23 protein-coding genes, 2 pseudogenes and 1 riboswitch are annotated in these 21,145 nt (G+C 35.7%); of the genes and pseudogenes, 11 read left to right on the forward strand and 14 right to left on the reverse strand.

The features are described from left to right. The 5 genes from ribE to NSQ59_RS18055 all read right to left on the reverse strand — a co-directional run bounded on the left by ribE (position 1) and on the right by NSQ59_RS18055 (position 3,321). Positions 1 to 657 (reverse strand): riboflavin synthase, encoded by a 657-nt coding sequence (gene ribE / locus NSQ59_RS18035; RefSeq protein WP_055740669.1) that lies wholly within the window; start codon positions 655 to 657, stop codon positions 1 to 3. Positions 658 to 663: 6 nt separating this feature from the next. Further along, positions 664 to 1,755, reverse strand: a complete 1,092-nt coding sequence (gene ribD, locus NSQ59_RS18040) for a bifunctional diaminohydroxyphosphoribosylaminopyrimidine deaminase/5-amino-6-(5-phosphoribosylamino)uracil reductase RibD (RefSeq protein WP_055740670.1) — start codon at positions 1,753 to 1,755, stop codon at positions 664 to 666. Between the two features lie 327 nt (positions 1,756 to 2,082). Further along, positions 2,083 to 2,229: riboswitch (FMN riboswitch) on the reverse strand. A gap of 99 nt (positions 2,230 to 2,328) precedes the next feature. After that, a complete protein-coding gene (locus NSQ59_RS18045) occupies positions 2,329 to 2,784 on the reverse strand; it encodes a DUF2243 domain-containing protein (protein ID WP_055740671.1) in 456 nt (151 codons plus the stop codon). Positions 2,785 to 2,840: 56 nt separating this feature from the next. Further along, a complete protein-coding gene (locus NSQ59_RS18050; protein ID WP_340832364.1) occupies positions 2,841 to 2,990 on the reverse strand; it encodes a hypothetical protein in 150 nt (49 codons plus the stop codon). 22 nt (positions 2,991 to 3,012) lie between these two features. Then, positions 3,013 to 3,321, reverse strand: coding sequence for a hypothetical protein (locus NSQ59_RS18055; protein ID WP_055740672.1), 309 nt, complete (start codon positions 3,319 to 3,321; stop codon positions 3,013 to 3,015). Positions 3,322 to 3,494: 173 nt separating this feature from the next. Here NSQ59_RS18055 and NSQ59_RS18060 point away from each other — a divergent pair, with 173 nt between their 5' ends. After that, positions 3,495 to 4,736 (forward strand): MFS transporter, encoded by a 1,242-nt coding sequence (locus tag NSQ59_RS18060; RefSeq protein ID WP_340832365.1) that lies wholly within the window; start codon positions 3,495 to 3,497, stop codon positions 4,734 to 4,736. Positions 4,737 to 4,962: 226 nt separating this feature from the next. Here NSQ59_RS18060 and NSQ59_RS18065 read toward each other — a convergent pair whose 3' ends face one another. Then, on the reverse strand, positions 4,963 to 5,289 hold the full coding sequence (locus NSQ59_RS18065) for a PepSY domain-containing protein (RefSeq protein ID WP_340832366.1): 327 nt from the start codon (positions 5,287 to 5,289) through the stop codon (positions 4,963 to 4,965). Positions 5,290 to 5,469: 180 nt separating this feature from the next. On the opposite strand from NSQ59_RS18065, the gene NSQ59_RS18070 reads away from it, so the two are divergent. Further along, positions 5,470 to 5,592 carry a YjcZ family sporulation protein gene (locus tag NSQ59_RS18070; RefSeq protein ID WP_083489375.1) on the forward strand — a complete coding sequence of 41 codons (123 nt, stop codon included), beginning with the start codon at positions 5,470 to 5,472 and terminating at the stop codon, positions 5,590 to 5,592. A gap of 35 nt (positions 5,593 to 5,627) precedes the next feature. Next, positions 5,628 to 5,759, forward strand: a complete 132-nt coding sequence (locus tag NSQ59_RS18075) for a YjcZ family sporulation protein (RefSeq protein WP_083489376.1) — start codon at positions 5,628 to 5,630, stop codon at positions 5,757 to 5,759. A gap of 252 nt (positions 5,760 to 6,011) precedes the next feature. On the opposite strand, the gene NSQ59_RS18080 is transcribed toward NSQ59_RS18075, so the two are convergent. The 4 genes from NSQ59_RS18080 to NSQ59_RS18095 all read right to left on the reverse strand — a co-directional run bounded on the left by NSQ59_RS18080 (position 6,012) and on the right by NSQ59_RS18095 (position 9,370). Further along, positions 6,012 to 7,499, reverse strand: a complete 1,488-nt coding sequence (locus tag NSQ59_RS18080; protein WP_340832367.1) for an alkaline phosphatase family protein — start codon at positions 7,497 to 7,499, stop codon at positions 6,012 to 6,014. Between the two features lie 96 nt (positions 7,500 to 7,595). Beyond that, on the reverse strand, positions 7,596 to 8,309 hold the full coding sequence (locus tag NSQ59_RS18085) for an endonuclease/exonuclease/phosphatase family protein (protein ID WP_340832368.1): 714 nt from the start codon (positions 8,307 to 8,309) through the stop codon (positions 7,596 to 7,598). Positions 8,310 to 8,386: 77 nt separating this feature from the next. Continuing rightward, complete coding sequence (locus NSQ59_RS18090; protein WP_055740676.1) at positions 8,387 to 9,013, reverse strand: YkoP family protein; 627 nt, start codon at positions 9,011 to 9,013, stop codon at positions 8,387 to 8,389. 150 nt (positions 9,014 to 9,163) lie between these two features. After that, complete coding sequence (locus NSQ59_RS18095; protein WP_055740677.1) at positions 9,164 to 9,370, reverse strand: glycine zipper domain-containing protein; 207 nt, start codon at positions 9,368 to 9,370, stop codon at positions 9,164 to 9,166. A gap of 395 nt (positions 9,371 to 9,765) precedes the next feature. On the opposite strand from NSQ59_RS18095, the gene NSQ59_RS18100 reads away from it, so the two are divergent. Continuing rightward, positions 9,766 to 10,590, forward strand: a complete 825-nt coding sequence (locus NSQ59_RS18100; protein ID WP_055740678.1) for an alpha/beta fold hydrolase — start codon at positions 9,766 to 9,768, stop codon at positions 10,588 to 10,590. A gap of 119 nt (positions 10,591 to 10,709) precedes the next feature. Next, positions 10,710 to 11,177, forward strand: coding sequence for a hypothetical protein (locus NSQ59_RS18105; protein WP_055740679.1), 468 nt, complete (start codon positions 10,710 to 10,712; stop codon positions 11,175 to 11,177). 191 nt (positions 11,178 to 11,368) lie between these two features. On the opposite strand, the gene ltrA is transcribed toward NSQ59_RS18105, so the two are convergent. From ltrA to NSQ59_RS18120, 3 genes are all read right to left on the reverse strand, one after another. After that, positions 11,369 to 12,628, reverse strand: coding sequence for a group II intron reverse transcriptase/maturase (gene ltrA, locus NSQ59_RS18110; RefSeq protein WP_055737770.1), 1,260 nt, complete (start codon positions 12,626 to 12,628; stop codon positions 11,369 to 11,371). A 747-nt stretch (positions 12,629 to 13,375) separates the two neighbouring features. Beyond that, positions 13,376 to 14,233: an MBL fold metallo-hydrolase gene (locus NSQ59_RS18115; RefSeq protein WP_340832370.1), complete on the reverse strand. Its 858-nt coding sequence runs from the start codon at positions 14,231 to 14,233 to the stop codon at positions 13,376 to 13,378. Between the two features lie 859 nt (positions 14,234 to 15,092). Then, positions 15,093 to 15,566, reverse strand: coding sequence for a hypothetical protein (locus tag NSQ59_RS18120; RefSeq protein ID WP_152982395.1), 474 nt, complete (start codon positions 15,564 to 15,566; stop codon positions 15,093 to 15,095). 220 nt (positions 15,567 to 15,786) lie between these two features. On the opposite strand from NSQ59_RS18120, the gene NSQ59_RS18125 reads away from it, so the two are divergent. The 6 genes and pseudogenes from NSQ59_RS18125 to NSQ59_RS18155 all read left to right on the forward strand — a co-directional run bounded on the left by NSQ59_RS18125 (position 15,787) and on the right by NSQ59_RS18155 (position 20,779). Next, positions 15,787 to 16,008, forward strand: a complete 222-nt coding sequence (locus tag NSQ59_RS18125) for a spore germination protein (RefSeq protein ID WP_055740681.1) — start codon at positions 15,787 to 15,789, stop codon at positions 16,006 to 16,008. A gap of 118 nt (positions 16,009 to 16,126) precedes the next feature. Next, complete coding sequence (locus NSQ59_RS18130) at positions 16,127 to 16,348, forward strand: spore germination protein (RefSeq protein ID WP_055740682.1); 222 nt, start codon at positions 16,127 to 16,129, stop codon at positions 16,346 to 16,348. 338 nt (positions 16,349 to 16,686) lie between these two features. Further along, positions 16,687 to 18,177: a spore germination protein gene (locus NSQ59_RS18135; protein ID WP_340832372.1), complete on the forward strand. Its 1,491-nt coding sequence runs from the start codon at positions 16,687 to 16,689 to the stop codon at positions 18,175 to 18,177. Further along, positions 18,170 to 19,426, forward strand: a pseudogene (locus tag NSQ59_RS18145) (Ger(x)C family spore germination protein). The gene NSQ59_RS18135 and the pseudogene NSQ59_RS18145 overlap by 8 nt, the downstream one beginning before the upstream one ends. Positions 19,427 to 19,433: 7 nt before the next feature. Then, a complete protein-coding gene (locus NSQ59_RS18150) occupies positions 19,434 to 19,670 on the forward strand; it encodes a hypothetical protein (RefSeq protein ID WP_055740686.1) in 237 nt (78 codons plus the stop codon). Further along, entirely contained in the window at positions 19,667 to 20,779 is a 1,113-nt protein-coding gene (locus NSQ59_RS18155) for a GerAB/ArcD/ProY family transporter (protein ID WP_055740687.1), read from the forward strand. The genes NSQ59_RS18150 and NSQ59_RS18155 overlap by 4 nt, the downstream gene beginning before the upstream one ends. A 206-nt stretch (positions 20,780 to 20,985) precedes the next feature. Here NSQ59_RS18155 and NSQ59_RS27975 read toward each other — a convergent pair. Continuing rightward, positions 20,986 to 21,099 (reverse strand): annotated as a pseudogene (locus NSQ59_RS27975) (AraC family transcriptional regulator); the annotation flags it as partial. Between the last annotated feature and the right edge of the window lie 46 nt (positions 21,100 to 21,145).

Genomic DNA, 21,145 nt, shown 5'->3' on the forward strand with positions numbered 1-21,145 from the left:
TCATTTGAACCCGTTTTCTTCTAAAAACGCTTCCGTAATCCCTAAACTCTTTTTTGCACTATTTACTGTGGCATTGACTAAAAAATGACTCACATATTTCCCTAGCATATCGCATTCGATATTTACGATGTCTCCTTTACTTTTTAACCCTAAAACAGTTTCGGAGAGAGTATGTGGGATAATGGATAAAGTGAAGCCATTTTCACTGACACCAAAAACCGTTAAGCTTGTTCCATCTACAGCAACAGATCCACGCAGGATGATATATTTCAACATTTCTTTATCCGTCTCTATTTCGTAGTAAACTGCATTCTCAACTTTTTTCTTCGTTATAATGGTGCCTGTACCATCAACGTGTCCCGATACAAAATGGCCGCCAAACCGGCCGCCTGCCGCCATAGCTCTTTCTAAATTTACCTTCGATCCTCGGGTAAGGGCTACAAGGCTTGTAGCTTTTACAGTTTCTGGCATAACATCAACCGAAAATTGATTATTTGTATAGGATGTAACGGTCAAACATACTCCATTTATAGCGATGCTGTCTCCTAGATGAATATCATCCATTATTTTGTCTGCTCCAATAGTCAGGATAAATGAGTCTCCTGTACGCTTTATTTCTTGAATGATTCCCATTTCCTCAATAATCCCTGTAAACATTTGCTTTTAAGACACCCCCATTGGTACAGCAATAATTCTGATATCATTTCCGATCTTATCAATTTGCGAAAAACGCAGTAAAGGAACATCCTTGATTTTTTCTATACCGGCACCTCCAAATGTAGCAGGAGCATTATCTCCTCCTATCAGTTTTGGAGCTATATAGGTGATTACTTCCTGGAATGCATTTTCCTTTAGGAAGCTCCCTTGTACCTTTGCGCCTCCTTCAACAAAGATGGACGTAATTCCCTGCTCACCTAACACTTTTAGCATTTCTTTCATTTCGATAAAGGATTTCTCCATTTTAATGATTTCTACTCCCTGCCTGATTAGAGCTTCTTCTTTACATGAATCTACGCTGTTTCCTGAAATTATATAAGTTTCCGCAGATTTATCTGTAACTACATTTGAGTTTAAAGGGATTCTTAAGGTGGTATCCAAAATAATCCTTATGGGATTTTTCCCCCCATTTATTAATCTTGTTGTAAGCATAGGATCATCTTTTATGATTGTATTAACTCCAACTAAAATGGCATCATGCATATGGCGGAATCGATGAACGTCCTCTCTTGCTTCTTTGCTGGTAATCCATTTGCTTTCTCCCGTTACCGTGGCAATTTTCCCATCAAGACTGATGGCAGTTTTAACAGTTACATACGGAAGACCTGAGCTCGCATAATGAAAAAATACTTTATTAAGTTTTTTTGCTTCTTCCTGAAGTAAGCCTACCTCCACTTCGATACCTGCTTGTTTCATTCTTTGAATACCGTTTCCGCAAACTTGCGGATTTGGATCTACTGTTGCGACGAAGACTTTTTTAATCCCAGATTGGATGATTAATTCTGCACATGGAGGAGTTTTACCATAATGACTGCATGGCTCGAGAGTCACATAAAGGGTTGCTCCCCTTGATTTTTCGCCGGCCATTTGTATGGCATGAACCTCCGCATGCGCATCACCCGCTTTCACATGTGCACCTAAACCAACTACTTGATGGTCTTTCACAAGCACTGCACCTACCATAGGATTTGGGGAAGTTTGCCCTGTTGTTGCCTCTGCCATACTTAAAGCTAACTTCATGAAGTCATAATCATTCATATAAATTCTCCTTTTAAACAGAACAAACGCGTATGCGCCGCAGGTCTAGCGTACGGACTGCGCAGTTATATACGAGACCAACGTAAACCGTGCTAATGCAGTTCACGAGTTCATGTTGACTTATCGTAGGGAGAAGACGTTGCATTCCGCTAGACGATTGGCGCTTTAACATGGACATTTATTAAAAAGTTATCTACGGGGTTAAATTTGATAGTAATAATAAAAAAAGGACCCATGAATAATAAAATTCAGGGTCCATTGATTTTAAGGCAATGTCAAATAAAGGTTTAAAAAAGGGTATACTTCCCCCTATAAAAACCTGCTTGTTTCTTCCTTCTCCCATCCAGACTATACTGTCGGTGCTGGATTTTCACCAGCTCCACCGTTTAACAAACTGTTAACCGGGTCACGGACTTAGAAGTTCTTGGCTTCATCACCGCCGGTTGGGAATTTCACCCGACCCCGAAGGATAACATATTTAATTAATATTATTATATGATAGTTTTATCCAAATGAAAACTAAAACACTTTTTTATTTTGGTAACGTATTAAATTTTATTTATGTACAGTCTTTTAAAATACTGGTTTGGCCTTCTTTACTATCCTTTTCGCTATTAAAAAAGCATATGCTCCTGCTGCGATCAAGACAATAGAAAATCCATCATACAATAAGTCATAAAATAAAACATTGTCGGTATGATAATATACATGATGAATTCCTAATAAATGATGATCAATAATTCCTTCCACAAGATTAAATATTCCCCCTCCTAACAGAAATCCTGCCCAAAATGTTAGCTTTGGATGGTTTAGCTTTTCCTTTTCACTTGTCCATAATATATATCCGCCTATAAATACAATAATCGTTACAAAAAAATGAAATAAACCATCGCTGACAATTTGATTAAATCGATTCGTATACATATATACACTGTGAAATTGAAATATTTGGTGCAGTAAAATTCCATCCAGCATTCCGATAATTCCCATCCCAAATAGAAAAGCTCCGATAAATGTGCGATTGCTCATAGTCATCCCCCAATCTTTTATGTAAAAAAGCTGCCAATTTTTTGACAGCTCCCCAATTACTGATCAGACTTTGTAATAGTATTATTTTTATCCACTGTATCAATTCCAGTACTGGAATTCTGATACTTTGTTTCTTTTTTTTGATGAAGCACATTTGACATTTGATACTGTTTTTGATCACTTTGAAATTGGCCCTCTTTGGACATTTCCTTCTACTCCCAAGTTCACTTAATTACTTTCATCATATGGTGGTTCTTGATTTTCATCCGGATCATCATGTGTTGGATGTGCACCTGGATATTCTCTTGGAAGATCCTGATGGAATGATTTAAATTCATAGTTAAAGTTACTGTATGGTCTTTGCCCTTCTCTCCATGGAGTAGATTTTCCTTGAACTGGATCATCCTCTCCTCGAACAGCTCCATAGGCGCCTTCTGGATATTCTTCAAATATAATAAAATTTTTTCTCGTTTCAACAGTCGAAACATCTGTATAAGAAATTTCTTCTTTGTCAGTGTTTTTCTTTCTGCCCTTCATCTAATTTCACTTCCTTATCCCTTTTCATCTTATTATGTGGACAAACGGCAATACTATTCGCTTCTGCAATTTCGAGGGGCAGTTTCCATATAGAATTTATCTTTTTCGCAATAGAAAAATTTTTCTTGTTATACTTACAATATCGAAAATGTATAAAAAGGGGGAGGAAGTAATTGGGAGAAAAGATGAAAAATGTTCACCTTCCAATAAAGATCGTTTCGATAGTGACAGCATTGAGCTTAGTGGGAGACTCCATGTTATATATTACCTTGCCGATTTTTTGGAAAGAAGCAGGACTTAGTTCCTTATGGCAGGTAGGTTTTCTATTATCCATCAATCGTTTTGTACGGCTACCCGCAAATCCGTTAATAGGTTGGCTTTATAATAGGATATCTTTAAAAAGTGGATTAATTTTTGCTATTATCATCGGGTCAATTAGTACATTAGGGTACGGGGTCGTGAAAGGGTTTCTTGGATGGATTATTCTCCGCAGCTTATGGGGAATCGCATGGTCCTTTTTTCGAATAGGCGGATTAGCAGTAGTTGTCCAATATTCTAATGATCATGATCGCGGCAAAGCAATGGGACTTTATAATGGATTGTATAGAACGGGAAGTTTAGTCGGAATGTTGATTGGCGGTATTCTTGCTCCGATCCTTGGATTGCATGTTGTCTCCATTATTTTCGGGATTTTTTCTTTTATGGGACTTCCATTGATATACAAATATTTACAAACAAAGTCTCTCGAGTCCCGAAAGAAACAACATAAAATAAATATACGCTCATCCTATCAGTCAAAATCTTACATAGCGATATTAGTTATTAGCAGTTTTTTCATTACTATGTTCATACAAGGGATATTCACTTCAACCTTGAGCTCCTTAATTGAACATCATTATGGAAAAAGCATTCAATTAGCAGGGGTAATAATCAGTGTTACAGCACTTTCCGGTGTCCTTCAATCTATTCGCTGGGTTTGGGAACCCTTTTTAGGGAGCCGAATTGGAGAGTGGTCTGATGGGCCAAAAGGAAGAAAACCATTATTTATCGGATCATTACTTTTAGCAGCTGTTTCTTATGGTTTTCTATCCATCCAAATTACCATTACTTCTTGGATATTTATTACTCTTATCTTCATGGTCTCTGCAACCGGAATCACGACATTAATAGATGCATTAGCAGGGGATATTGCAAAATCATTCAACGCTGTTTCTTTCTTAACACTTTACTCCGTAGTGCAAGATATTGGCGCAGCATTAGGACCTTTTATTGGTTATTTCTTTATTGGCTTTAAATCTGGATTTTTATATCTTTATTTTGGAGTCGCTAGTATTTTTCTATTCCTGGCTCTTATTTGGTTTTTCTTACAGTCCAAACAAAAGGTTTCTTTTAAAACTGAAACACTGGAACAATAACAATACTGTTCATATAGAGGTAACAGCAATCAAAAAAATAATAACTGTTTTTCATACAAGAAGACCACAACTTCAGTTGTTTTCTTGTATTTTTTGATTTACTGATGTAATCCATTCGATACAAATATTAATGTATCGTTAAAAACATCCCCCGATGGCACCAATTTTAACAATGCATCCATGGTGGCAACTGCACATCGTAAATGATATGCAGTCAAAATTTATTTCACTTTTTTTCCTTTTTGCGACTATGCTTGCCCTCATTTTCTACTTCTACAATCTTACCAGTATGTGCATCTATCTCAACTTCAAAAAGTACTTTGTTAGAAGTTATCATTTTTACCTCGTAGTAGGTTTTCCCATCTTCTTTTTCCATTTCAACATTTAAAACATCCCCTTTTATTCTTTTTAAAGCAATATCTTCCGCTTGTTTTTCTGAAATTATATTTTTTTTCACTGTTGATTGGCCAGCTAATTCCGCATTCCCATTAGTATTGAAAACATTAAAGCTGACTGGAATAAATATACAAAACGATAACAATAGTTTTCTCATTGTCACACTCCCCTCTTTTTCTTTATTTTGCTTTATAAAGGGAATTTATATCCTTTCGATTAAGCCTTTTGGTCTAAATCATCATATTTTACTTTACTTTTCAAAATTAGTTTGATGCCTTTCCACCTTTTTCTGATATGACATATCCTATTTTATCCGAACAAAAAGGAGGTTTTATGAATGTCAGACGGCGGAGGATATGGAGCAGGCTTTGCTCTAATTGTTGTATTATTTATCCTGCTTATCATTGTTGGTGCTGCTTTTGTTGGTGGCGGCTATGGCGGTGGTATGGGATATTACTAAAAAATAATCATACTTCATAAATGGAGGTGACTTTTATGTGGTGCGGTGGATGTAGATATCGAGGATACGCTTATACACCAGCTCCAACTGGTATGGGTGCCGGATTTGCCCTTATCGTTGTGCTGTTTATTCTACTAATTATTGTTGGAGCAGTTTGTTGGGCTTAAGATAAGCTAGACTCTTGTTTGTTATCGACGGAAAAATAATTTATCAAGGAAGCCTTTTAATAGGCTTCTTTTTATTTTGTACACACTTTAATGCACCTAAAGAAGGGTTTAATTAACGATAAAAACCCAATTACGCTAAGCAATTACTTAGAAATTGGGCTACTTCCGAAGTATTATATATCCTACTATTACAATTGAAAGAGATAAATTCTAATAATAAACTCTGACCCTTTTATTTTTCAAAATTATACCTCATTGATTGTTACAATTGACCATCATTGACAAAATCCAATTCTTATAGTCAATGATACGTAAGTGCTTGGGCATGGAAGTGGTGCCACTAACAATCAAAGACACCAGGGAGTCTTCCTTGTGTAAACCGCCATGACTTGCACCGCCCACATGTGTAGGAGAACCTTCACCGATAAATTCGTACCCTGGTTTTGCACTTACAATGAGGTACTCCCCTTCGTGTGAGAAAAAGGAAGAATATAATCTTGCTAATGCATCAGGATAATCCCCATATGTTACTTTTTTATTCGTAATAGATAGATTTAATATTTCTGTATTTCCTTCTAAGAACCAATTTTGTTCATACTCATCGACAAATTCTCCATCTGGATAAAATTGAAGACTTCCTTCATGTAATCCTGAGGTTACAGTAATAGTTTTTCCGTTTCTAATGGCAATCACATCAATCCGATCATCATTTTTTAGGATTTTGGCGATTTCCTGTAATGGTGCTTTTTGATTATCAAGGCTATAAATAAATGTCATTCTTTCGTTCACACCTAGTACGATTTCATCCTGGGATGTAACCCCGTTTTTTAATTTGACGATTTTGTAAGAACTCAAAAGATCCCTAAGATCTATCAACGCTTCTTTTTTATTGCCGCTAATCCAGGATTGACCATTGTCTCCAGAAATAATCCATATGTTGTTAGTTAAAGCCTCCTCCCAAGATGAGTATTGATTGAGGATCTTTTGTAATTGTTTATCTACCTTTTGTATGCCTTTTATATCTGTTCTTCCGTTTTTATGCACACTTTGATCTAAATCTGGAAAATAAACAATTGTGAAATTCGGTAGTTTGTTTTGTTTAATAAGATAACCCATTTCATTTGCAGAAAATTTATCGTTAAAACCATATTTTCTCCATGAGGAAGCATATTTTTTGACAGGATTCAACCATTGAAAAGCTCCATATGAAAATAGTTCCGGTGACCCGACCTCCATTCTCCGTTCCATTCCTGTTATCTTGGATAAAAGAAATGGTGTTTTTAAAATAGTTGGATGATTTCCCTTATATAGAAGTGCATTGATAGATGACGTTTTCAATCCTTCATTATGCAGGATTTGATGAATGGTTTTATGTTGTTGGTTTAAATGAACATGATTTAAATTAAAAAATACATCCTCCACGGATTGCTTTAGTCCAAGTTTATAAAGTTCTCTCACATGACTGCCATAATTAACAATTCTTTTTTCTTTTTGATTATACCAGACAAGTCCTGGTACGTTATGTTTATCACAGTAAACACCTGTTAATAATGTACTATCCACGTTAACAGACATGGTTGGAAACGGACTGACAACATTAGGATAATAACAACCACTTTCCATAAAAAATTGAAAGGCAGGAACATTTCCTGAATTTAATGCTGCTTGTAATGCAGAATCCATTAATGTATCAATCATAAGTAACATAACTCTTTTTTTCGGAGATTGTAATGATGCCATTCATCCTTCTCCTTCCATAGAATGAATTTTGTATAGCTTTTAGTATGAACAAATAACGGATTCATATGAATATTGGGGTACCGGACAAATCATTAATTAATAAATGAAAAGTGTTGCTTTTAAAGGCAAATGATCAGATGATATGGATAATAAGTTAAAAACTTCTACATTAACTACTTGAACCTCTTGGCTCACAAAAAGATAGTCTAATCTTAATCTTGGCTTCTGTGATGGATATGTAAAGCCTGTCCCACTACCAGCAATTTCCCAAACATCTTGAAATGATTTCGTTATATGACACCATTTTTTTGATCCAGGCTTCATATTCCAATCCCCCATAATTATCGTTGGATATGAAGACTTATTAAACTTCTGAAGGATAAAATTCGTTTGTTTTCGATGAAGAAATGTATTTAAACTTAAATGTGAAACATAAAATCGAACTTGCCTTTCATTTATTTGAATGAAAGCTTCATGTAAAGACCTTGGTTCAGCAAGGCCTGATTTTAAATGAAATGTATAACTATTATTCCTTTTAATCGGATAACGAGACAAAATAGCATTTCCATATTCTCGAACATGCGAACGGTTTGGGGAGGATAAGGAAATCGCCGGACTAAACCCTTGATACATGTTTAATTGCTTTGCAAGCCAATAAATTTGATCTTCATAGTTACTCCGTAAAGAAAAATTTCTGTCAACCTCGTTTAGACCAACAATATCTGCCTTACTTTTTTTAATAACATCCGCAATTCGATAAAGATCTGTATGTTTATCGCTCCCTTTACCATGGTGTATATTATAGGTCATAACCGTGATATCCAACTCTTTTCACCTCTAAGATGTAATAAAAAACTAAGCAGCAAGCGATTTACTAGACAAACTATCTAAAGGTTTTCGATGGAATATCTTCGTATAAGTTCCTTTTTCGTCATGATCATCATCCTTGGAACAAATTGACCCATTTTGTTTTGTAATCTTTCATAACCCTGTGGATGAACAATACATAATAATAGGCGTAAATAAACTTTGGTAAAGAAAGAGAACGGCCCTTTTGGCACATTATTAACGGTAAACCCGAATTGATTGGTCCCTTGATAGATCATGGATATTCCATACAGTGCTTTAATCTTTTCAGAATCTGGATGTTTTAAGATGATAGGGAGTGTTTTCGGCAATAGCTTTTCCGCTGATCTGATCATTTGAATAGCCAATTGAAAAGATGAACGTGCATGGATTCCCATGTTAAATAGCATTTCATTATTAAAATGTATCTCCAATATTCGATCTCCTCTTTGAATTTTCTCTCCGTCTAACAATTGAATTGTTTTACCCCAATAAGTTCTAACCCTTACCATTAATAGTGGATTATTCCTATCAATCGGCTGAATACGAAATAGCCTATTAAACATTCTCTCCCAATTAATCCATAGAAAAACTAATACCTTCTTTTTTCGGTTTATGTTAAATCTGGCTATTTGTTTCTTTATGGGAATATCATGCTGATTAATCATCAATAAGTGCCACCTTTCAATTCTTAAAAAAGTTTCTGAGTTTATTTTATCCACATCTTATGTTTCAACACTGTATTTAACATAAATAGAGACTCCCTTTTTTAGGAGTCTCTTTTACGTTTATTTATATAAGAGGAAAAATTAGCAATTCTATTCTTCCTCACGGTCTGAAGGATTGTCAACATCATCGACATTTTCACCAGCCTTGTTCCCCATCGCACCACCAGCGATAGCTCCTGCAACTGTACCAAGCGGACCAAATACTGAACCAACTGCAGCACCTGCGACGGCTCCAGCACCAGTTCCTACTGCCTCACTAGTATCGATATCATCACGATTACGCTTGTTATCTGCCATTTCATCTCACCTCCTTGCTTTTCCAACAATCATATTTTGCCCAATTGGAAAAGCATTACCCGGGAAGATTAAATAAACAAGCTTATTGATAATTCCACGCTATCTTTGACAACATTTAGATCCACGACCACATTGTGTATGGCATCTACAATAATTACACTTAAACCTTGCATTACAAATACAATATCGCGAACATTTACGTAGAGGGCTGCATTTACAGTTTGATTTACAATTACAACTCAATTAAATCCCCCCATTTTCATTTTGTTATTAAGGTATGTTGAGAGAAATTATTCACCTGTACGAATGAAATAGTTATACATTTATTCATGTGTAAAAATTGTTTGTTACGGGAAAATTAACTTAAATTTACAACATGAATCGGAGGATTTATCATGGAGCAATCTGTTGTAACCGGACACCGCTTAGTGAATGGAGGAAATGTATATTATGAATTTTATCCGAATCAAAACGCAAAAACAGTAGTGTTATTGCATGGTTTTCTTTCCTCGACTTTTACCTTTCGTCATTTAATCCCTTTATTAGTCAGTGACTATCAAGTGTTATCAATAGACTTACCTCCATTTGGGAAAAGTGAAAAGTCAAGACGTTATGTATACTCTTATAAAAATTTAGCTCAAACTGTTATTCAAATGATCGATTATTTTAGCATTAAAGATCCCGTTTTGATTGGTCATTCAATGGGAGGACAAGTGGTTTTGAATATCCTTCACCTTATGCCTGGAATTGCAGAAAAAGCAGTGTTGCTTTCCAGTTCATCTTATCTAAAACGATTAAAATGGACCATTCGAATGTTCAGTTATGTCCCATTTTCCTCATTATTTGTAAAACTTTGGCTTGCGAGAATTGGCGTTGTTAAAAACCTTCAGGATACCCTTTATAATCATTCTTTAATCAATAATGAAATGATTGATGGCTATTTACAGCCATTCTTACAAAATAAAATTTTTTCCGCCATGACGAGAATGATTCGTGATTGGGAAGGGGATTTACCTTCAAAAGTATTAAATCAAATTAACGCAAATTGCCTTTTAATTTGGGGAGAGCACGACAGGTCACAACCTCTCCATGTTGGTGAGCGACTTAAAAATGACCTCATAAATTCAGAACTCGTCGTTCTCAAAGAAACCGGCCATGCCATTCCCGAGGAACGGCCGTATGAAATTTATGAATACATAAAGAGGTTTTTAAAGGACTGAGTCCTGGCGTAATCGTAGGTCTTTAACAATTTCCCTTAAATTCCCTCCTATCTTTTGTGTCAAAACAGACAATTATATAGTTGTGTGTTGATTATTTCTTTAAAGGAGGATTTTACATTATGTCTAAACAACACCAAAATCAAAAACAAAAGCATTCTGAAATCCTAGGTAAAAATATTACAGATACGGAGTTGGCTCAAGAGCTCGGCAGCATTCAGCAACAACTTTCACAATTAAGTCAAACTGTCACCCAAATGCAGTCTTCACAGCAACAACAAGGTGGGCAATCAAGCTCACAATCAAGTCAATCCGGACAATCTAACCAAGCGGCTAATCAATTAATGCAACAAATACAGCAATTCAGTTCACAAGCACAACAACAAATGCAACAAACAGATCAACAAGTACAGCAATATATCCAACAAGCTGCCCAAGGACTAAATCAAGCGCTTCAAGGCATTCAGGCAAATCAAGCAATGCAGCAAATGCAACAAGCCATACAACAAGCTCAGCAATTTTCTCAACAAGGCGGACAACAAGGACAGCAACAAAATCAACAAGCGCAACAAGGCGGACAAACTTCTTAATGAAAATATTCCAAGGAAGAAGATCTTTAAGGATCTCTTCCTTCTTATTTATTTGATGTTATATTGCTCCTAAGCCTTTTATGCTGATAGGTAGAGAGCAAAATCCACCTACAATAATCGAGTAGGAGGAGGTGACTAACCCCCGACCTCTCACACCACCGTACGTACGGTTCCGTATACGGCGGTTCCATTTATGTCTGACGTAGTTGAGAATATCTCACATAAAGACTCTTCAGCCCTCGCATCTCCCAATAGGAGTTTGTGAGGGTTTTCTGTAGGATTGGGCTTCTGGCTATTCTCCAATATTTCTTTCTAGAGTTTCCCCATTCGTATGCCTTCTCTTTTGGAATCCCTAATCCAATGAGTTTTCTTACTTTGGTTTTTGGTTTCTTCCATTCTTTCCATTGGCACATTCTGAGACGCCTTCTAATCCATTCGTCTAATTCTTTGAAAATAGTGGGTGTATCTGCTAATGCATAATATCCGCACCAGCCAATCAAATATTGATTCAGCTTCTCTATTCTATAATCCATTGGAATTGGTTTTGACCTTGAAGTTAATTCTCGTATCCGTTTCTTGACACGTTGAATACTTTGGTTTGACATCCGCACCTTCGGTTTCTTATGAAATGTGAAGCTAAAACCTAAAAACTTTCTTTTCCAAGGTCTGTCTACAGCTGACTTTTCTCGATTCACCTTTAGTTTTAGAGTAAATTCAATGAAAGTAGTAATCGAGTCCATTACTCGCTCTCCGGCTCTTCTCGATTTTACGTAGATATTACAATCATCTGCGTATCGGACAAACTTGTGCCCTCTCTTTTCTAACTCTTTGTCTAGTTCATCTAGAACGATATTGGAGAGTAAAGGACTTAATGGTCCACCTTGGGGCGTACCCTCCTCGGATTTCGTTATGACTCCATTAATCATAATGCCAGACTGTAGATACTTCCGAATTAGTGATAGGAGCGTTCTGTCTTGAATCCTTTTGGATAGAGTCCGCATTAATCTATCATGATTGACTTTATCAAAGAATTTCTCCAAGTCCATGTCGACTACCCATCGGTATCCCTCTTCGATATATTTCTTCGCTTGTCTAACACCGTCATGACCTCGTTTGTTTGGTCGAAAACCATAGCTCTGTGTTGAAAAAGTCGGGTCGAAGATAGGGGTTAAAATCTGAGTAATCGCCTGTTGGATGAAACGGTCTGTCACGGTTGGGATACCTAATAACCTTACTCCACCGTTCGGTTTTGGGATTTCAACCCGACGGACAGGAGAAGGTTGATAAGTACCCTCCATTAAGGATGTTTTAAGTGTATCCCACGTTTCGAGAATATGTCTTCGTAGGTCTTTTACGGACATATTGTCTACTCCATGACTTCCTTTGTTCTTTTCTACTCGCTTTAATGCCAATAAAAGATTTTCCCGTGACAACATTCGTTCCATTAACATTGAGATTTATCCTTTCTACGTGAACAATACATTCTCATTAAGTGGGTTCTTTACTAAGCCCTCCCGAAGTCCCCCATGGAATTCACCATTTCTTCCTTTCAGGTAGGTTCCGTAAGAATTTTCTGCTTTCATACATAAAGAACCGTTTGCCGAGTGTTTGTTCTCCTAAAATGGTTCAGTCCTTCCTTGATTCTCTCGAGCAAACCAAGTACTACGACTTCGGCTGACTTCTGATTGTTCAGCTATCCATTACTAGATAGGTTACCAAGTGTACTTGGCGTATCAACCAGACCTCCCCGGGTAAGAGTGCAATCTTTCCTTCCATCTATCTGCTTCATTTACTTTGTATCACCTTCGGCAGAAAGGACTTTGTTTTGTATTGCAAACTCATCCAATGATACCTAGCCTTGTATGAAGTTCGTGTTCCTCAGACCGGAAGTTTGCCGCTCGCTTCCTTCAGATTCCGCGTCACCACGGACACCCTTGCGTTAAGCTAACTGCTACTTCTGCCTTCACAGTTCGGGACTTTCACCCTAGAGATTATACCCATGCCGGGCGCACAATAGTGAGCCAATTATCTCCGAGAAGATAATTGGCTTAAAGAGAAATCCAAACCCATTATGGATTGCAACAAATGGTTCTAGATTAGACAATATGGATGCCTTTGAATAATGGCCTTACTTCTATATCATCTTACTCCTTTAAATCTCTATTCTTTAGGGTATATTAACTTCCTAAGCGAGATTTTTAATGAACATTTTTATTTACATATTTCCCATAATCCGGAATGGCAATGTGATCAAATTCACGAACTAATGTATCTAAACTATTAGCTAATAATTCACCGGACATCGGCAATCCATGCCCTGTAACTGCAACAGAAGGCTTTAATCCCGCTAGTTCCATAACAGATTCTTTTGCAGCTTTCCAATCCGGTGTAAAATATCTTGGCGGACCGCTTATTTCTTGTTCTTGTGTTAACACATTGTATAGATACTCTTGTTTAACAGTAATAAATGCATCTCCCGCTATTAAGACATTATCTTTTTCTCTAAAATAGGAAACATGTCCGGGAGTATGGCCAGGCGTATGAATCCATCGGAAATTAGGCATATGTGGAACACTTCCATCAGAGGGCAACTTTTCCACATTTTTTCTTAAGTTTATTGGTTCATTAGGAAACATGAAGGATAGTTTTGACACCATCCCACCTTCCACCGTCGGATCTGGTTCTGGATAACTCTTTTTCCCTGTTAGAAAAGGAATTTCTAATTCATGTGCATAGACGGGAATATCCCAATGTTCAATCAATTCTATTATTGCTCCTACATGATCGAAATGGCCATGTGTTAAAATGATTGCTTTTGGTCTAATATTTGCGCCAAACCGTTCTTCTGCAACCGATATAATCTCATCAGCTGAATTAGGCATTCCCGCATCTACTATCACAAATTCTTGTGTCTCTGGATTACCGACCAAACAGATGTTGACTATTTGCACTGTATGACATAATACATCAGGTAATACCTCGATACTCAAACCATTTCCAAGTGACGAAGCGGGAATGAATTTATAATCACTGCCGTAATTCATATGCTTTTCCATATATTAATTCCCTTCATTTTTTGATGTCAGTTAGTTTTCCACTCTTTTATAGATAATATTTGTGATTAGGTCTATTTTAGAAATAGTGTAATATTTAATCGAAACTACTAGATTTTCATAAATATTTTAGTTGAAGTACTCTTTTTTTAGATAACAATGCAATATCAATTTCTCACATATACATATGGTATTAATACTAATTTTTCCGGAGCGAATATATAACAAACTAGGAGGTAGAATAATTGATATTTTTTTCTGGATAAGAAGGATGTAGGCAGTATTAAAAAAGAATGATAATCTAATCAGAATCCCTGCTTTTTTTATGAGTATTTACCGTTGATGAATCGTCGTATTCTTTCCCAAAACTTTTCTGACCATAAGCCATGATTACATAATATAATGGAACCCAAAAACTAAAAATGCATAAATAAATTGCAAACGAATAAAAAATATTGTACCCATTTGTATAATGGTAAACCCCAAATGCATCTGACAATCGCTCACTGCCAATACTAAACAATGACCAAAATAGGATATACATTGGAGAGAAACTAGGATTAATGCGGAACCGGTCATAGAAATAAAAGAATAAATAACTATATGGTCCATAATTAAACTGGGAAATTAAATCAAATAATTCCAGATGTGATGTATCTCCAATATCATAATAACTTACTGGTACAACACTCAAAGTGTGATCAAAAAAAATACCAAAAAAAAACTCCGCACATAAGAAAAACATTGGTAATTTTTTTAGGAAATCGCCGCGGCAGACAATACACTAACATAGCACCTATACAAAATGAGATTAGCACAAACCATTCGTTTTCATTAAAATGATTATCGTATATAATTTCCTTCAAACTTTTTCCATGCCCCCTCTATGTAATAGGACAAACCACCTGGCTATCCACGCTATTATGACAATAAAGAGTCCATAGTCGATGAACGCATATATGTAATTCCATTTTCTATATTCAACAATATCGAGCGATAAATATATCCAGTCGTTAATAGTTAAGAACAAACAAATCACTAAAGCTATCCCCCATCGATTAGGAGTTCTTAACCTTGAATTCAATATATCTGCAGCCATGATAAGGATGAGTGGTATTTCGATAAAACGGCCGATATTTAAAGCAAGTGCTTTTTCCGTTTCCCTACTTGCTGGAACCCATTGCAAATTGATATCTAAAATGGTAAAGATGGTGCAGCTAAGTATTGTACTTACGAAATATATAAAAACCATATCAACAAGAGTAAACCTCTTTGGAACAATAGCAAACACACTGATAACTAACCAGGTCACTGAGCAGATCACAGCAATAGACATTTCACCATCTCCCCTCGACCTATTATATTCGATAATAATGGTCATACTTTTCCCCAATTAGGGAAAAAAATCCGTAATTTATATCTTGTTCCATTAATACAGCAAAAGATTTTTAATTACACATGTAAAAATGCTTTTTCATTTCATTTATTTGCGCCCACCCATTTTGTTCTGTTTTGAATAGGATATTTTAAAAATAATTAATAAAGGATGGAATGGTATGCCAGCATTCTTAAGTAAAGCACAAATATTAAATATTGGCGGCACTGCCGATGTACATTTTGGGGATACCAAATGGCTTTCTCCGAAAGAAGCTACCAATAATACAAACGGCGTAAGTGGCGGAAATATTGCCAGCCTTAACATAAACAACAATTTATTAAGTTTAAATAAGACACTAAATTCAAGCATTGCCGATCAAGAAATAGAGGGTAATAAATAGTGAAAAATTTGTTGGGGGCTTCTAGTTATTCACCTCTTTCAAATATAAAGGATATTCGCCTATTCATATATCAAATGGTTTGAATAGCATATAAAAAAGTTATAAAGGACTGATATTATTGCCAGCTTTCTTAGGTGCTATACAAATTTTTAATATTGCAGGTACCGCCAATGTCCAATTTGGAGATCTAGCATGGCATTCTCCAAAAACAGCAACAAAAGAATCGATTGGCGGAAGTGGCGGAGATACTGCAGCATTTAACATTAGCAACCAATTAATTAGTGTTAATAATACACTGGATACTAGTGTAGTCGAACAGCCAACAGTTGGTAATGCTTAATTTTAAAATAGTTATCAATAGGAACTTGTTTTATAGACATGCAATAAATCGTTTGTTTGTAATAAAAAGGATAAAAACCCTTACGCAACGATGTGACCCCCCATTAGTTGAATTAATACTATCCAACTTTTAGGTCTCGGAGCAGCATAAGGGTTTTTATTTTTTCATACCTAACTTTTTTTCTTCTTTGTATGAGGACAAGAGCCTTAAATCCCTAAAAGCTGGAGAATATCTGGTTTGCTTATCATCATCCTAACTAGCAAATTCCTTATTTATTTAAAAAAACTTAGAATGTTTCCTTAAAAAAGGTGAAACCTATGTAAATGGAGGTGATGTAATTGAAAACTCTTGGCGAAAATATAAAAGTTTTAAAGCACATATATCAAAATAATGATGATATTGTCTTCCAACAGCTTAGTATTTTAAATGAACAGGCATATTTGATTTATATCTCGGATTTAGTAAACCAAGAATCCCTTGATGAGATAGAAAAAAATATCCATCATTATTTGGCTAACAACACAAATTATCATTCGCCCTCAAAGATAATTTCTACCCTTTTCCCATGGGTTAAAGTTGAAGATACAGATTTATTAGAGCAAGCTTCATATAAAATCTTGTCTGGATATTCCCTTCTTTTAATAGACGGAATAAAGAAATTTTACATATTCAATACCAAAAATAAAATAGGAAGAAATATTACAGAACCTACAACAGAACGTACTGCACGAGGACCCAAGGAAGGTTTTATTGAAGATATTGATCAAAACCTTAATCTAATACGTAAAAAAATAAAGTCACCTTCCCTAAAAGTAGAGAATCTTATTCTAGGTGAAAAAACAAAAACAAATCTCAGTATTGTTTATATGAACGGCATAGCTAATAAAGATATTGTAGATGAAGTTAAAAAAAGATTATCGAAAATTAAAATAGACGGGATTTTAGAAAGTCATTACATTCAATCTATGATAAAGGATTCACCTAAGTCTCCATTTCCGACTGTTTTAAGTACAGAACGACCTGACCGTGTATGCGGACAATTATTAGATGGGAAAGTTGCAATATTAATTGATGGAACACCTTTTGCTTTATTGGTGCCAGTAATGTTCGTGGAATTTTTCCATTCCAGTGATGATTATTATGATAGCTCACTTGTAGCTACGATTGTTAGATGGGTTCGTTTTTTAGGATTATTTGTTACGTTAATTCTTCCTGCTTTTTATGTTGCTTTAACCTCGTTTCATCAAGATTTATTACAGACTCCTTTTTTAATTCGAATTGCTGCTAGTCGAGAGGCATTGCCTTATCCAGTTATGATTGAAGCTATTTTCCTGTTGATTACATTTGAATTGTTACGGGAGGCAGGTATACGGATGCCAAAAGTATTTGGAGGATCTGTGGTTACGATTCTAGGCCTAGTCTTTATTGGTCAAGCTGCTGTTCAAGCAGGAATAATTGGGTCAGTAATGTCAATCGTCATCTCAGTGACTGCTTTAACGTCCTTTATATTTCCATCTTACGATTTTCAACAGCTAATTCGGTATTGTGGAATTCCCATTTTATTTTTTGCAGGTTTATTCGGATTTATGGGAATAATTGTAGTCTTAATGTTTGGATTAACCCATTTAATCAGCTTACGCTCGTTTGGGGTTCCCTATTTTTCCCCTGTTTCTCCAGCACGTAAAGAAGGATGGAAAGACGTGTTTATTCGGGCACCTTGGTGGGCTATGGATACTCGGTCACCAGGACTAGATATTACGAATCAAGACCGTGCCGGCAGTGTCAATAAAGCAAATTCACCAAAAATTGGGGAGAAAGACCATGAATAAAACCAAAACCTCTATTAAAATCTTTTTATGTTTTTTGATTACATTTCTGCTCAGTGGTTGCTGGAGCTCTAAGGAAATCAACAATATAGCTATCATTAATGCTATAGGAGTGGATCAGAATGAAAAGGGTGAAATCGTTTTATCTGTTGCTGTAATTAAACCTAACAACCTATTTCCGCAAGAGTAAACAGTACGTGAAGATAAAGAGGATAGTTTCCTTGTTGAATCGGCTAGCGGTAAAACATTGTATGATGCCATGGAAAAGCTCTCGAGTACCATTGCAGATAAAATATATCTTGGTCATGTCAATGTCGTCGTATTTGGAGAAAAGGCCGCTCAAGGGGGAATGGAAGAGAGTTTGGATTTCTTTAAAAGGGAGAACGAGTTTCGGCCAAATATACTCTTTTTTGTAACAAAGGGTCTAGCTGAAAATGTGATTAAAGCAGCTCCAAACTTTAATCCAACACTTGGTACAGAAATGTATGATTTATTCAAGAACAACATCTTTTCAGGTACAAAAACAGTGGAAGATTTAAGTAAATTTACGGAAAGCATGACCAGTAATACGATAGATCCAATAACTGGTGTAATAAATATGACTTTAGATCAAGATACAGATACAGATACAAATAAAAATCAAAAAAAATCCCTTAAAAGCATAAAGTCCTCTCAACAAACAAAGGAGTCACAACATGACGTATTAAAATTACAAGATACAGCTGTTTTTAAAGGAAGTAAACTAATCGGTTACTTAAATGAAAGTGAGACAAAAGGATTAATGTGGATTCGCGGTAAGATGAAAAATTCTAGTGAGGAAATAGATTGCACTAATCACTCCGACAATGGTTCAATCAAATTGCAAATTCAAAATTCTGATTCATCTATGATTCCATCGAACGATAACAAAAAAATGACAGTCAAAATAAAAGCGGATGCTACTATAATGGAGATTTCATGTAAAAATAAAAAACTTAATCCGCACCAGATGAAAGATCTAAACCGTTATTTTCGTGAAAAAATAGAGGAAGAAGTAACCCAAACCCTATTATTAGCTCAAAAAAATTGGGAAACCGATATATTTGGATTTGGAAAAGCCATATACCGTAAACATCCATCCGAATGGGACAAGCTATCAGCATCCTGGAGAAATGGTGGGTTAAAAAATTTGAACGTCGTTCTTAACATTGATGCAAATATTTCCCGCTATGGACTTACAACGGAACCAAGTAAAGCAAATGAATCGAGGTAAGTAGGCGATGAAAATATTATTTAGCATAATATTAATACTTCTTATTTTTGTTACGACTGGACTTCAACTTTTCTACGTCTGGAAAAAAGGCGATCGAAAAACGATGTGGGTACAGATCGTCATAATGGCAATAGCCATGATCGGTGGAATAATGGCTATTTACAATGAAAACACCCCTTCCCTTGCTTATTTTCTTAATAGGTTGAGCCCTCTTGGGACAGGAAATGGAGGAATATTACAATGATTGAAAAAGGACGAATTTCAAATATACAAGCAGCTATGCTGGCCATTACCTCTTTAACAATCATCGGACATTTAATATTGCTTACCGTTGTCATCCAACAAAGTCGTCAAGATGGTTGGATGGCAACAATTATCGGCACCATACTTGGTTTAATAGGAATCCTATCCATTGTTAAATTATCACAATGTTTTCCGGGTTTGACACTTGTTGAAATTCTATTTCACCATTTTTCCTGGGTTGGTAAAATAATTGGAGTATTATATCTACTCTATTTTTTTCTGATGGTTACATTAGCAGTCAGATTGTATGGAGAGACTTATAAAATAATCATGCCAGATACCCCCCTTCCGGCCTTTATTATTGTTATCATCTTACTCACAGCGTATATTGTCTACTCCGGATTGGAAACACTCAGTCGACTCAACCAAATCATGTTGCCTGTATTAGTCATTTTTGCAATTGCGGTAGTATTCTTAACTATGGGTGAAAAAAAGGATTACACCAATTTACTTCCTATTTTCGGTAACGGTTACCTGCCAGTTGGAAAGGGTTCCTTATCCGTAATGGGCTGGTTTGGAGAATTTGTCGTTTTAGGTATGATTCTTCCTTATGTCCAACAGCCTAAAAAGTTAGTGAAGACAGGTATTTGGGCTGCGGTTGTAACTTGTATATTTTTTCTTGGTCCAGTTACCGGACCTATAGCTTTGTTTGGTCCTGTAGAGGCAGCAAAAATGACCTTTCCAACTTTTTCAGAGGTAAAATACATAAGTTCCGGCGACGTTATAAACCGTTTTGATGTCATTGCAGTGCTTTTTTGGACGGTAGGCTTGATGATTCGCATTTCTGTCTTCTTTTACGGGCTTTGCTTGGGACTCGCCCAAAGTCTTAAGTTACCTTCCTATCAGCCACTAATTATTCCCTTAGCATGGTTAATTGGTGTAGGAACTATATTGTTTATTAAAAATTTCGCTGAACTTAATTCGTTTCTTTTTGAGTCCTATGTCCCTTTAAATATTCTTATGGGAGCGCTCATTCCTTTAATATTGTTGTTGCTTGCTTTGATTAAGTTGAAAGTAAGAAAAGGAAATCAAAGCGATATCAAATTATAAATCATTGTTAGTTAATCCAAACTTACCTTCTCTAAAATGGTTTGCTTTATTATTTTATTTGTTAAAGGTTTTAGTAATTAATGTAAAATTAGAATAATTGATTTCTAAATCGACACTATTAACTCTTTTGTAAAAATATAAAATGAGCGTGGCTGATTGAATCACGCTCTTGAAAAATCAAATCAAATTTTGTATTTTCCTCTGAATTACGAGATAGTTATCCCCCATCTTTTTTTAAATACTCGTTCAAATTTATTAAGACTACCAAACCCAACTTCAAAGCATATTCTTGTAATATCCAAATCCGTCTTTAGTAAGAAATATTTAGCATGTAATCCCTAATAAGTGTTTAGAAAATAATGTTTT

The organism is Margalitia sp. FSL K6-0131 (assembly GCF_038008735.1).
GTDB lineage: Bacteria > Bacillota > Bacilli > Bacillales > Bacillaceae_C > Margalitia > Margalitia shackletonii.

Bases quoted from the DNA above. Each gene is read 5' to 3' on its own strand.
- ribE (WP_055740669.1), bottom strand. From the start codon at position 657: ATGTTTACAGGGATTATTGAGGAAATGGGAATCATTCAAGAAATAAAG.
- ribD (WP_055740670.1), bottom strand. From the start codon at position 1,755: ATGAATGATTATGACTTCATGAAGTTAGCTTTAAGTATGGCAGAGGCA.
- NSQ59_RS18045 (WP_055740671.1), bottom strand. From the start codon at position 2,784: ATGAGCAATCGCACATTTATCGGAGCTTTTCTATTTGGGATGGGAATT.
- NSQ59_RS18050 (WP_340832364.1), bottom strand. From the start codon at position 2,990: ATGTCCAAAGAGGGCCAATTTCAAAGTGATCAAAAACAGTATCAAATG.
- NSQ59_RS18055 (WP_055740672.1), bottom strand. From the start codon at position 3,321: ATGAAGGGCAGAAAGAAAAACACTGACAAAGAAGAAATTTCTTATACA.
- NSQ59_RS18065 (WP_340832366.1), bottom strand. From the start codon at position 5,289: ATGAGAAAACTATTGTTATCGTTTTGTATATTTATTCCAGTCAGCTTT.
- NSQ59_RS18070 (WP_083489375.1), top strand. From the start codon at position 5,470: ATGTCAGACGGCGGAGGATATGGAGCAGGCTTTGCTCTAATTGTTGTA.
- NSQ59_RS18075 (WP_083489376.1), top strand. From the start codon at position 5,628: ATGTGGTGCGGTGGATGTAGATATCGAGGATACGCTTATACACCAGCT.
- NSQ59_RS18080 (WP_340832367.1), bottom strand. From the start codon at position 7,499: ATGGCATCATTACAATCTCCGAAAAAAAGAGTTATGTTACTTATGATT.
- NSQ59_RS18085 (WP_340832368.1), bottom strand. From the start codon at position 8,309: ATGACCTATAATATACACCATGGTAAAGGGAGCGATAAACATACAGAT.
- NSQ59_RS18090 (WP_055740676.1), bottom strand. From the start codon at position 9,013: ATGATTAATCAGCATGATATTCCCATAAAGAAACAAATAGCCAGATTT.
- NSQ59_RS18095 (WP_055740677.1), bottom strand. From the start codon at position 9,370: ATGGCAGATAACAAGCGTAATCGTGATGATATCGATACTAGTGAGGCA.
- NSQ59_RS18100 (WP_055740678.1), top strand. From the start codon at position 9,766: ATGGAGCAATCTGTTGTAACCGGACACCGCTTAGTGAATGGAGGAAAT.
- NSQ59_RS18105 (WP_055740679.1), top strand. From the start codon at position 10,710: ATGTCTAAACAACACCAAAATCAAAAACAAAAGCATTCTGAAATCCTA.
- ltrA (WP_055737770.1), bottom strand. From the start codon at position 12,628: ATGTTAATGGAACGAATGTTGTCACGGGAAAATCTTTTATTGGCATTA.
- NSQ59_RS18115 (WP_340832370.1), bottom strand. From the start codon at position 14,233: ATGGAAAAGCATATGAATTACGGCAGTGATTATAAATTCATTCCCGCT.
- NSQ59_RS18120 (WP_152982395.1), bottom strand. From the start codon at position 15,566: ATGTCTATTGCTGTGATCTGCTCAGTGACCTGGTTAGTTATCAGTGTG.
- NSQ59_RS18125 (WP_055740681.1), top strand. From the start codon at position 15,787: ATGCCAGCATTCTTAAGTAAAGCACAAATATTAAATATTGGCGGCACT.
- NSQ59_RS18150 (WP_055740686.1), top strand. From the start codon at position 19,434: ATGAAAATATTATTTAGCATAATATTAATACTTCTTATTTTTGTTACG.
- NSQ59_RS18155 (WP_055740687.1), top strand. From the start codon at position 19,667: ATGATTGAAAAAGGACGAATTTCAAATATACAAGCAGCTATGCTGGCC.